Annotated in this window: 9 protein-coding genes; 8 read left to right on the plus strand and 1 reads right to left on the minus strand. The window is 51.1% G+C overall.

Annotated features, from left to right (window positions below):
• Positions 1 to 323: 323 nt before the first annotated feature.
• The 4 genes from AB7M25_RS20500 (at position 324) to AB7M25_RS20515 (ending at position 4,306) form a co-directional block, all read left to right on the plus strand.
• The gene (locus AB7M25_RS20500; RefSeq protein ID WP_429381584.1) at positions 324 to 1,064 is read left to right on the plus strand and encodes a winged helix-turn-helix domain-containing protein; all 741 of its coding nucleotides are present in this window, start codon (positions 324 to 326) and stop codon (positions 1,062 to 1,064) included.
• Positions 1,065 to 1,249: 185 nt separating this feature from the next.
• Positions 1,250 to 1,837 carry an EAL domain-containing protein gene (locus AB7M25_RS20505; protein ID WP_454237939.1) on the plus strand — a complete coding sequence of 196 codons (588 nt, stop codon included), beginning with the start codon at positions 1,250 to 1,252 and terminating at the stop codon, positions 1,835 to 1,837.
• Positions 1,838 to 1,871: 34 nt separating this feature from the next.
• Entirely contained in the window at positions 1,872 to 2,552 is a 681-nt protein-coding gene (locus AB7M25_RS20510; protein ID WP_104449687.1) for a winged helix-turn-helix domain-containing protein, read from the plus strand.
• A gap of 359 nt (positions 2,553 to 2,911) precedes the next feature.
• Positions 2,912 to 4,306 (plus strand): undecaprenyl-phosphate glucose phosphotransferase, encoded by a 1,395-nt coding sequence (locus AB7M25_RS20515; RefSeq protein WP_429381579.1) that lies wholly within the window; start codon positions 2,912 to 2,914, stop codon positions 4,304 to 4,306.
• Positions 4,307 to 4,786: 480 nt separating this feature from the next.
• Here AB7M25_RS20515 and rfaH read toward each other — a convergent pair whose 3' ends face one another.
• On the minus strand, positions 4,787 to 5,317 hold the full coding sequence (gene rfaH, locus AB7M25_RS20520) for a transcription/translation regulatory transformer protein RfaH (RefSeq protein ID WP_429381767.1): 531 nt from the start codon (positions 5,315 to 5,317) through the stop codon (positions 4,787 to 4,789).
• Positions 5,318 to 5,956: 639 nt separating this feature from the next.
• On the opposite strand from rfaH, the gene AB7M25_RS20525 reads away from it, so the two are divergent.
• The 4 genes from AB7M25_RS20525 (at position 5,957) to wecC (ending at position 11,475) form a co-directional block, all read left to right on the plus strand.
• Positions 5,957 to 6,397 carry a low molecular weight protein-tyrosine-phosphatase gene (locus AB7M25_RS20525; RefSeq protein WP_454237940.1) on the plus strand — a complete coding sequence of 147 codons (441 nt, stop codon included), beginning with the start codon at positions 5,957 to 5,959 and terminating at the stop codon, positions 6,395 to 6,397.
• A 37-nt stretch (positions 6,398 to 6,434) separates the two neighbouring features.
• On the plus strand, positions 6,435 to 8,660 hold the full coding sequence (locus tag AB7M25_RS20530) for a polysaccharide biosynthesis tyrosine autokinase (RefSeq protein WP_454237941.1): 2,226 nt from the start codon (positions 6,435 to 6,437) through the stop codon (positions 8,658 to 8,660).
• A 339-nt stretch (positions 8,661 to 8,999) separates the two neighbouring features.
• Positions 9,000 to 10,118: a non-hydrolyzing UDP-N-acetylglucosamine 2-epimerase gene (wecB, locus tag AB7M25_RS20535; protein WP_429381573.1), complete on the plus strand. Its 1,119-nt coding sequence runs from the start codon at positions 9,000 to 9,002 to the stop codon at positions 10,116 to 10,118.
• Positions 10,119 to 10,206: 88 nt separating this feature from the next.
• Complete coding sequence (wecC, locus tag AB7M25_RS20540) at positions 10,207 to 11,475, plus strand: UDP-N-acetyl-D-mannosamine dehydrogenase (protein WP_429381571.1); 1,269 nt, start codon at positions 10,207 to 10,209, stop codon at positions 11,473 to 11,475.
• Positions 11,476 to 11,619 lie beyond the last annotated feature (144 nt).

Below are 11,619 nucleotides of genomic sequence, written 5' to 3' on the forward strand. Positions count from 1 at the left end.
CACAAAGCCCTGCAGCCTCATGACACCCAATCAAAAAAATCAAGTAGCGGGAACTTTATCGGCATGCACGGTCGTATTGATGCGAAAACGCGGGACCCTGAGGCAATAGATGGCATAATGCTATGACCTGCCAGCCCACGAGATTGCCATAGACCACCAGACATCTCGAACCACAAGCGAGCAAACGATCACGCCAGAATGACCGGCAATGTTAAAAAAACGTAACGACCGCTTGAAAAAACGGTGAAATGTTACCAATTGTCAGTCACAAACAAGAATGAGTGCTTTAACATTCAAATGCCAGCACCCATCCGAGTCAAAGCATGATGCTTACAGGGAAACTAACGACTACAGGCCACACCGACGCGAAGGAGGAGACAGGTATTCTCACCATTGGGCGAACTCATACGCTAGCTGAGGGCTTTAGGGAATTAGTCGCAAGCCACGTAGGCAAGGATATTGCCGTCGATGCACTGTGCTATAGCAACTCATTCAAAAGAAACAACGATCCTGGTTCATACCGTGCAATTTTTATCGTTATCGACAGCCCTCAAGCGTTTGTTGAAAGCCTCACCGTGGTAGAAAATGTTCGCGCCGAAAATCTGGCGTCAATAATTTTTGTAGCCATCACCGGTAGAGGCACTTACAACAAGATGAAATATTATTTTGCCGGGGCCGACTACTGTATTAATTGCGACACTTTTGCAGACAAAAACACTGACCTACTGTCCGAGTTTTTTGACAGTCCCGAATGGCAAAAAAAGCATAATTTGTTTTTGGACCCCACTCGCATGTGCCTTATTGGCGACTATAAAAAACTGGATGTATCGTTTGCAGAAATGAAAATTCTCGAGGCTTTTTCTCAAACAAAAAACCAAATCTTGAGCCATGATGAAATCGCCAGGATCATGGGGCTGAATATAAATTTTTATGATCCAAGAGCCTTGGAAAAGTCGATCAGTCGCCTTCGCGGAAAAATAAAAGGCATATATGGCATCAACGCCATTCAAAGTATTCGTGGGCATGGATATCGTTTAATCAGGGGTCTGATCTCGACAACCTGATTCTTAGTGTAGAAGGGAGTTTCTGTATTATGAACGCAACAGGGAGCGTGCGACTCTACGGTCACGCAGAGCATTACCTGTCTCGACAATTGATCCTCACTCGGGATGACTGCCCGTTTGGCAGCGAGATCAGAATACATTTTGACGACTCCGCTTCCGCGCCCTGCGCGCCAGAGGCGCATCAGATGAGTGGGATCTACAGTGAAGTACTGATGCAAACCAGGCTGATTGCATTTTCGCTGAAAGATCACAACACCACTAACGGAAGTAAATACTTAAGCCGTAGATTTGTTTGCGTAAGACAGTCAGATCTTGCCAACTCTGCGCTCACAGAAGAGCTGATACAGTCCGGCGATGCTCTGCGCGGATATGGCCAGACACTGGTTATCGCGCTCAATGAACTCCCCCTCTCCGCAGTCAGCTTCGTAGAAAAAAAGAAAATCCTTCGCAACGTATATCTATTGAAAGACCATGGCGTAGAAATCGCGTTTGACGACTACAACATCGACAATCAAAGTATCGAAATCCTTACAACCCTGGATTTATTCGACTATATAAAAATTTCTATTTCCTCTCTAGACTTGAGCCTCAAGCTCAGTGGCAATCCAGAGTTATTCAATCGTCTCCACGAACGTATGACCATGCTCACTCATAACACAAAAGTCGCTTTTATAGCAGACAGAGTCGAGCACGCTGCCAGTCATATACTGGCACGTGCGCTGCCCTTTGATTACTTCCAAGGGAGTTATTACTCCCCTGCCGACAACCTTTGAATCAACACCCAGACGTGCAACTCAGGAGAGAGCCATGGATAGCAGCACAAACCTCCCTAGAAAATACTTTGTCGTGGTTACTCACAACCCTGCACTAGAACTGGAGCTTGAGGCATTACTGTCCAGCAAGCGATATAACAGTTGCGGCACATCACAAGCAAAGATGTTTTTTGAAGGCGTTGCCCCACCCACTTCTGCCCCAAGGTTGATGGAATTTATTTCCCCGCAGGTGGCCAAAATGGTTCCTCCGGTTATCAAGCATGATACTCAGCGCATCCTTTCGACATTCAAGTCCGAATGGCAAGTTGCCCAATCCGTAACGAAATTTACTCACTTCACATCAACTGCGGACAACGCCAGAGATGACACCAGGGAATACGTCTCCCAGACGGCCAAACCGCACACCCCACTGACTGAAACCTGGCGACTGAGCGATGGCAGCGGCGCGTTGACCAAGGATGGCGTGGAGATTGTCTTGACTGGCCTGGAGGCCACGCTGCTGAAAAAAATGCTGCACCATGAGGATCGCGTGGTCAGCAAGGAGGACCTTATCCGTAGCATTGGCAGAGAACCTGAACATTATCGGGGCCTCGAAATGTGTCTAAGCCGATTACAGGAAAAGTTTAAAAACGCTAGTAACGGCGAACGCCTCTTTCGTGCAGTAAGGAATCGTGGGTACTGCGTGATACAAAAAATCGTACGCGTAAAAATCTAGTCCAAGCCATTCAGATGTTCACCGCGGCAGTGCAATACAACAATAAAAAGCACGCCATTTTATCTACCCGTATCTCCTTCACCCCCCGCCCCTCTACAAAGCCGTGTTAACAAAGTTGAATCCAGACTATTTCTAACGCGCTTCTCGCCCAGACATATCAACAAGATATACAACCCACCCGTTAAAAGTCGTCAGACAGTGCTCGCGCGAATAAATTAATCTATCCATTGATGACGGCGCTGCCCTTTTGGCGCTTCGTTCGTCAATGCAACGCCATCTAATATGAACAATAACTCTTACTGCATTGATTTTGGCTCTTGTCTGTCGAAACGCGAATGGACGTATTTTGGGGATATCGTATGGTTAACAATCTTCGTATCAATCGAAATACCACCCTCAAAGGATTGACCTTCTGGGGACAGTGGGCGCTTGGCCTAGGCTTTGTTGTTGCCCTATTATTGGTATTGGTTTATTACAAGACGGGGACGATTGAGTTCTATTATCGAGTCTGTGCAACTCTTACTGTACTAGCATCGGTTCCTGCCTATTCCTGGTGCGGCGTCTATGCCAAGAAGGACAATTACCTGGAGGGTCTGGTAAGACTTCTGATGGGTTGGTCAATGACACTGGCAGCGCTGGCTATTGTCGCCTTCCTCTGCAAGGCCAACGAACTGTTTTCTCGTCAAATCATTCTGGTATGGGCTATCTGCAGCTACATCGGGCAGGCGCTGTTGTACGTCCCGCTGCATGGTTTTTCGAAGTACTACCAACGGGCACTTCAAATTGAACGCAGAACGCTGATTGTGGGTACTGGCGAGCTGGCGTTGGGGCTGGCTAGTAAGCTTCGTACCCTCCATCACTTCCCATTGGTAGGCCTGGTAAGTTCCGACACTACTCCTTTGCTGGAGACAGGTGCGCCACCGGTCGTAGGCCCGCAAGAGGAACTGCTCGAACTGATCAAGACTCATGACATCCGACGCCTGTACATCACGCTACCGCTGAGCGAAGCGGCACAAATCGAAGAAATGTATGTCGACTTGCTGGATGCCAACGTCGATGTTGTCTGGGTCCCGGACTTGAATAGCCTGACGCTGCTCAATCACTCGGTCAGTGATGTGGATGGCATGCCGGCAATCCATTTGATTGAATGCCCGCTGAGCAGCCAACCCACTGCCGCGCTGAGTAAAAGCCTGTTCGATAAAAGCGTGGCTCTGATGGCCATTATCGCTCTAAGCCCGTTACTGCTGATCATTGGCCTGGCCGTCAAATTCACATCCCAGGGTCCGGTATTTTTCAAACAGGACCGCCACGGCTGGAACGGGAAGGTTATCAAGGTCTGGAAGTTTCGCTCGATGCGCGTGCACGACGATCATGAGGTCAAGCAAGCCAGTCGTAACGACTCGCGGATTACCCCGGTCGGGCGTTTTATCCGTCGCACTTCCATCGATGAGTTGCCGCAGTTGTTCAATGTCTTGCAGGGTCATATGGCGCTCGTCGGGCCACGCCCCCATGCCGTTGCGCACAATAACTACTACTCCGGCAAGATTCTCGCCTACATGGCGCGCCACCGAATCAAACCGGGGATCACCGGGCTGGCTCAAATCAACGGTTGCCGCGGCGAGACCGACACCATCGACAAGATGCAAAAGCGCGTCGAGATCGACCTTAAGTACATCAATAACTGGTCGTTGTGGCTGGATGTGAAAATCCTGATGAAGACGCCGTTCACCTTGCTGTCGAAAGACATTTATTGATGGTGCACCTGCAGGCTAACCAGGAGAAGCAAGCCATTTGCGCACTGCGTTAGCCTCGTCACTCGTGGCTGGATCTTTCACCAGCCACGCCTGCAACTGCAGCGACAGGTTGTTCTGCTGTCGACTTTCCTGGCGATGTTCATCGCCAACTTCTTTTAAATCTCCGCTCGATACCGTACAGCCTGCTGAGCAGATTCAGGGCAATATCGGCATGCCCGGACTTATCATCAGGCAAGCGCAACGGCGGTAGTTGACCGCAAAAAAGTGGATATCGGGCAATCACGTGACGGCATAAATCTGTTCGCGAGCCGGAACGTCAGCTACGCCATAAAGATGCGGTCCTGACTGAGACCGCTACCTTCCCGGCGCTGCGAAAAAAGCTTAATGCCTACTGAGGGGGGAGCGAAGACGAGAGCAACTAATTTTGTTGCCAGAATGGTATCTGCTCGTTGATTGGCGGGCCGGGACCAACGCGCCGTGTCAATGCTTACTGATATTGACCAGGGGGATGCTGATTCTTTGCTCACGCTGCAGCAACGTCATCAGGAGCAACACACGCTGCTCTCCCTCCATCGCCAGGAAGATCGCTTCCACATCGACAAAAGGCCCTTCATTGATACGTACCCGCTCGCCACAGGCAAACCGAGCCTCCACAAGGGCTCCGCTATCGTGCTCATAAAGTCGGGCGATCAAGTCATCACCTACGGGCAGCGGCTTGCCGCCAAAACTGACAATTCGCAATACACCGCGGGTAGAACGCAAAGGCGCCCAGCTCTCACCTGAGCCGAGCTGGATAAACAGATAACCTGGAAACAGCGATTCGCGCACAGTCCTCATGCGCCCCTGTAAATCACGCTCGCGCTGGTGCGTAGGGCGAAAACAGGTATATCCCTGGTTAATCAGATTGATCTCTGCACGCTCGTCCTGGCTGGCCTTGCACTGAACCAAATACCATGCACGAGCGGTGAGACTCTCAGGCAGGGTCGCTTGAACAGCCGAAGCACTATGGATGGACACAATCAGCCCCTTCTGCGCCAATGCGGTCAAGTAGCTCCATGGATTTACCTCCGACCTTGCGACGGATTTCTCCCAAGGCTGGAAGCGCACCTGAAAAACGGAGTTGGACGATCATGAAAACCTGGCCTTTAAAACAACGCGAAACTTATTGGCAATAAACGAATGCCAGGGAACGCTTTACCCAAGGCGATCGCCTACGCTTATCATCAAACTACACCCCACGGTATTTAACACAGCCCAACACTGAACAATACAAAAAAGTCGAAAAAGTTATAATTCGTCCGATAACACCAAGAAATGTTATTTAACGCGTTATTTAATATCGGGCTTTATATCTGGATATTTTTTTTACTGCATGGCATTCATTAGTGCGTGGCATTTAATGGTTGATGTTGCCGTGGGTTGCCAGTTATGATTTTTAGCGTAGCAACCGTAAAGCACGCTCCAAGTCCAGATTCCAGCAGACCAGAGTCTTAGCAGCGAATAGTTTCATCCAGTACGGTAACTCCTCACGGAAAGAGGCACACACCCAATAGCTGCAAGCCGTCACAAAAGTGCCATTGAAGAAAAACAGAATTTCAGTCTTTCCAATTGCACCATCACCACAAGTGTGGAATTTCCAGGGAGGTTGCCTTGTTTAACAAGATTCTAATCGTTTGCATTGGCAACATTTGCCGAAGCCCTACTGCAGAACATTTGTTGCGAGATGCACTGGGCCGGTCCGACATCGAAGTCAGCTCAGCGGGCCTTGGCGCGCTACAAGACCACCCTATCGAGTCCACCGCCCGGGTCGTACTGGAAGAGCATGGCCACCTGCCAAATGAGCACAAAGCCAATCAACTGACCCCCGCCACCATCAGCGAATCGGATCTGATCCTGGTGATGGAGCAGTCCCACATTGACCGTGTTCTCAAGCTCGCGCCTGAAGCGCGAGGAAAGGTCTTCTTGCTGGGCAAGTGGCAGAACAACCGCGAAATCAGCGACCCCTACCGTCAAGGCAAACCTGCTTTTGTGCATGCATACGCGTTGATTGAAGAAGCAGTAACCGCCTGGGCACGGCGTCTCGCACGCTAAACCACTCCTCGAATACCTGTTAAAAAAGAACCCACTTATGCAGCAAACTCCAGCATTAACCTCACAGGACGATGATGAAATCGACTTGATGGGCCTACTCGGGACACTGGTCGATCATAAATGGTTGATTGCCGGGATCACTGCTGCCTCCATGGTCGTTGGAACGGCCTATGCGGTGTTGGCCAATCCTGTTTACCAGGCAACTGCCTTGGTACAGGTGGAGGCTAAAAAAAATGACTTGCTCGGTTTCTCCGATATCAACAGCATGTTGGGTAAAGAGTCACCTTCAACCACAGAAATTGAATTAATCAAGTCGCGCGCCATTATCGGCAAGGTTGTCGACAATCTATCGCTTGATATCACTGTCGAGCCGAACCGTTTTCCGGTGATCGGCGACTTTATTGCTCGTCATTTCAAACCAGACGCTGTGAATACGGTCGCGACGCCATGGTTTGGCATGAGCAGCTTTGCCTGGGGTGGCGAAACCCTGAAAATATTTCAGCTCGAGCTCCCACAAGAACTTCTGGGTGAGGAACTAACGTTCGTCAGCGGTGAAGGTGGCCACTTCACTTTGCTGGATGAAGATGACAATGTCCTCGTCGAGGGACAAGTGGGCCAAGCCTATGACCAGGACGGCATTAAACTGCAGGTCGAAGTGTTGCAGGCGAATCCGGGTACAACGTTCAGCATTGTGCGCGACCCACGCCTGACCAGTATTTTGAAGTACCAAAAGGTACTAGATGTATCGGAGCGCGGTAAAGAATCCGGCATGATCGGACTGGCTCTTGAAAGCGAGGAACCGGCTGAAGCCATTCAAATCCTCAATGAAATCGCCAAGCTCTACGTACGGCAAAATGTTGAGCGAACGTCGGCCGAAGCCGCTCAAAGCCTGGAGTTCCTACAAGATCAACTGCCTCAGGTCCGCAAAGACCTGGAAAAAGCCGAAAACGCCCTGAACAAGTATCAAATTCGCAGTAAGTCCATCGATATCAGCCTGGAAGCCAAAGCCATTCTCGACCAGATCGTGGCGCTGGATACCAGCATCTCCGAATTGAAATTGCAGCAAGCGGAAATGGATCGCAAGTTTACCCGTCAGCATCCCGCCTATCGGGCCTTGCTCAGCCAATTAGGCGAGCTGACAGCCAAGCAGAATGGTTTGGCCAAAAAAGTCGAGGGCCTGCCTTCAACGCAGCAAGAACTGCTTAGCCTCACCCGCGATGTAAAAGTCAGCACCGAAATTTATACCCAGCTCCTGAATAAATCCCAGGAGCTGGATGTAATGCGTGCTGGCACCGTGGGCAACGTGCGCTTGGTCGATACCGCTGATGTGGATCTGCACAAGCCTGTAAAACCCAAGAAGGCCCTGATCGTACTCATCGCCACCCTGCTAGGGGCTTTCCTGGCGATTGCAGTGGTGCTGTTTCGCAAAGCCCTTAACCGCGGCGTGGAAAATCCGGATCAAATTGAACAGCTGGGGTTGCCGGTTTATGCCTCCATTCCGTTCAGCGCGCTGCAGAAAAGTGAAGAAAGCAAACTCTCCCGTGGTAACCGGGGCCGCGCCAACAACGTCGCACCCATACTGGCCAGCAGTCACCCCACAGACCTGGCCATGGAAGCCTTGCGCAGCCTGCGCACCAGTCTGCACTTTGCCATGCTCGAAGCTGGTAATAATCGCCTGATGATCTCCGGCCCAAGCCCTAAGGTAGGTAAAACCTTCGTTTCCGCCAACCTCGCCGCAGTCATCGCTCAGACCGGCCAGCGTGTATTGCTGATCGACGTGGATATGCGCAAAGGGTATCTGCATAAAGTTTTCGGAATCCCGGCTGAAAACGGGCTTTCTGATTTACTGGTCAAGCGCTGCGACCTGGCAACCGCGATCAATAAAACTGAATTCGAGCACCTTGACGTTATCGGCCGCGGACAAATACCGCCCAACCCTTCAGAACTGCTAATGCACGCGAACTTCAGTGCCTTTCTGGACGAAGTCAGCGCCCAGTACGACCTGGTAATTCTGGATACTCCACCGTTGCTGGCGGTGACGGATGCGGCGATTGTCGGTCGCCAGTCCGGAACCAGCCTGATCGTGACGCGTTTTGCACTTAACCCAGCTCGTGAAATTGAATTGACCATGCGTCGCTTTGCTCAAAATGGCATCGATTTGAAAGGCGCCATTTTCAATGGTGTTGAAAAACGCGCCTCGGCCAAATATGGCTATGCCGATTATGGTTATTACAACTATGAATATAAATCAGATAACGGTTAGTTAACTAACCGTTATCTGTACCCCGCTACCGTCGAGCAGAAGTGCATCGCGGTAGCCATATCAACTCCACCTTGCTACCTGCAGCTAAAGAAAGATGCAGACACATTAAAAAATAATGACGCTCTCAGGGACTGGCAATTAATCCTGGGGCGGTAGCGTGGCAAAAATCAAACTAGTAGCACCCAACGTCGATGGTTATCCGTTAATTCGGTGTATTTCTCTGGATCAACAAAGGTTGGCTCACCGTTGTTTTATACAGCATCGCTCTGAAACGACATTTGTCATGTCAGTCCAAACATCCCTCCCCCTTCAGCTACGAACATAGCAATGGATCGCCCTATGAAGACCCTATGCATTTTTGGTACCCGTCCTGAGGCCATTAAAATGGCTCCACTTGCCTTGGCACTGGCGGCAGATGAACGCTTTGAGGCGAAAGTCTGCGTCACCGGCCAGCACCGTGAAATGCTCGATCAAGTGCTGGGGTTGTTTGCCATTGAGCCGGACTTCGACCTGAACATCATGAAACCCGGCCAGGACCTGACCGATGTCACCAGTGCGATCTTGCAAGGGCTGAAGAAAGTCCTGGCAGAATTCAAACCCGATATCGTGTTGGTTCACGGAGATACCGCCACCACCTTTGCTGCCAGCCTCGCGGCCTACTACCAGCAGATTCCGGTTGCGCACGTGGAAGCCGGTTTGCGCACGGGTAACCTCTACTCTCCATGGCCGGAAGAAGGCAATCGTAAACTTACCGGTGCATTGGCCAACCTGCACTTCGCTCCGACTGAAACTTCACAAGCTAATCTGCTACGTGAGGGCGTTAATCCGGACACTATCGTCGTCACTGGCAACACAGTGATCGATGCCCTGCTGGATGTCGTCAAACGCCTCGACCAGGACCAAGCACTGCTTGCCCAAGCCTCTGCGCCGGCAGCCTTTCTGAACCCCGCTCGAAAATTGATCCTTGTTACAGGCCATCGCCGGGAAAGTTTCGGTGACGGCTTCGAGCGCATCTGTCAGGCGTTGATGGAGGTTGCCCAGCAACATCCAGACGTTGATATCGTCTATCCCGTGCACCTCAATCCCAATGTGCGCGAGCCGGTCAATCGACTCCTGACCGGCATTGACAACATCTACTTGATCGACCCTCTGGACTACCTGCCTTTCGTTCACATGATGAGCCGCGCGCATATCATTTTGACCGACTCCGGAGGCATCCAGGAGGAAGCGCCGTCACTGGGCAAACCCGTGCTGGTGATGCGCGATACCACAGAACGGCCAGAGGCTGTTGCCGCAGGCACGGTGAAACTGGTCGGCACCGAAACCGCGGATATCGCCCGCGAATTGAACCGTTTGCTGACCGATACGGTCGCCTACCGCACCATGAGTTACGCCCATAACCCCTACGGCGACGGTAACGCCTGCCAGCGCATCATCGAGGCGCTGCTCGCTCGTTAACCCCCTCCCTTGCTTAACAGCCGTTGCGTTGCGCGGCAGTTAGCTCGCTTGAAAAACGTATCTACACATCACTATTCAAGGACGTCCCATGCCTTTCAAAACCATCTCCGTCGTTGGACTCGGGTATATCGGCTTGCCCACTGCGGCAGTCTTCGCTTCGCGCAAAAAACAAGTGATCGGCGTCGATGTCAATCAAAATGCGGTCGATATTATTAACCGCGGTCAGATTCATATCGTTGAACCAGACTTGGACATGGTTGTGCATGCCGCCGTAACTGAAGGCTACCTGCGCGCCTCCACCCGGCCGGAACCCGCCGATGCTTTTCTGATTGCGGTGCCCACTCCGTTCAAGGGCGACCATGAACCGGACTTGAGCTACATCGAATCGGCCAGTAAAAGCATTGCTCCGGTGTTGAAAAAAGGCGACCTGGTCATTCTGGAGTCGACCTCCCCGGTCGGCGCTACCGAACAGATGGCCGCCTGGCTCGCCGAAGCTCGTCCAGACCTGAGTTTTCCGCAAACCCACGGTGAAAGCTCCGACATTCGTATTGCCCACTGCCCGGAACGCGTACTGCCCGGCCATGTGCTGCACGAACTGGTGCAGAACGACCGTGTTATTGGTGGCATGACACCGAAATGCTCCGCATTGGCCATCAGCCTTTACAAGATCTTCGTCCAGGGCGAATGCATCGTCACCAACGCCCGCACTGCGGAAATGTGCAAACTCACCGAAAACAGTTTTCGTGACGTGAACATCGCCTTCGCCAACGAACTCTCGATGATTTGCGACAAGCTGGATATCAACGTCTGGGAACTGATCCGCCTGGCCAATCGCCACCCAAGGGTCAATATCCTGCAACCTGGCCCCGGGGTTGGCGGACACTGCATTGCAGTTGATCCGTGGTTTATCGTTAGCAAAACCCCAGATGAAGCTCGCTTAATTCGGACTGCTCGGGAAGTGAATGACAGTAAACCAGAGTGGGTACTAGATAAAGTTAAGATTGCTGTCGCAGAGTTACTTCAGAAAAACCCATTAAAAACAGCCTACGAAATTACAATTGCATGTTTTGGCTTAGCCTTCAAACCAGACATTGACGACTTGCGCGAGAGTCCGGCAGTTTCAATCACACAGAAAATCGCTGCTAGCCACCCTGGGCGAGTGTTGGCAGTCGAGCCGCACATTGAAGAACTCCCTGCGAAATTAACTAACCAACTAACGTTGAGCAGCATTGATCATGCGCTACCTGAAGCAGACATTATCGTTCTGCTCGTAGACCATAAATTCTTTAAAGAAGTCAGTCTAGAGCAACTAGAAAATCGCAAACTTATTGACACCCGAGGCATCTGGAACAGCTAATTCGCAGCATGAATTAATTTCTTATTGACGCTGCCTTTGCACACAACAAAGGCAGTATCCTTCCAATCCATAAAATACAAAATAGAGCTAAGCACACCACAATGCACTACCTGAGCTTTCCACCTTACAAAAACTCTACTTTGC

The organism is Pseudomonas sp. AP3_22 TE3818 (genome assembly GCF_053628995.1).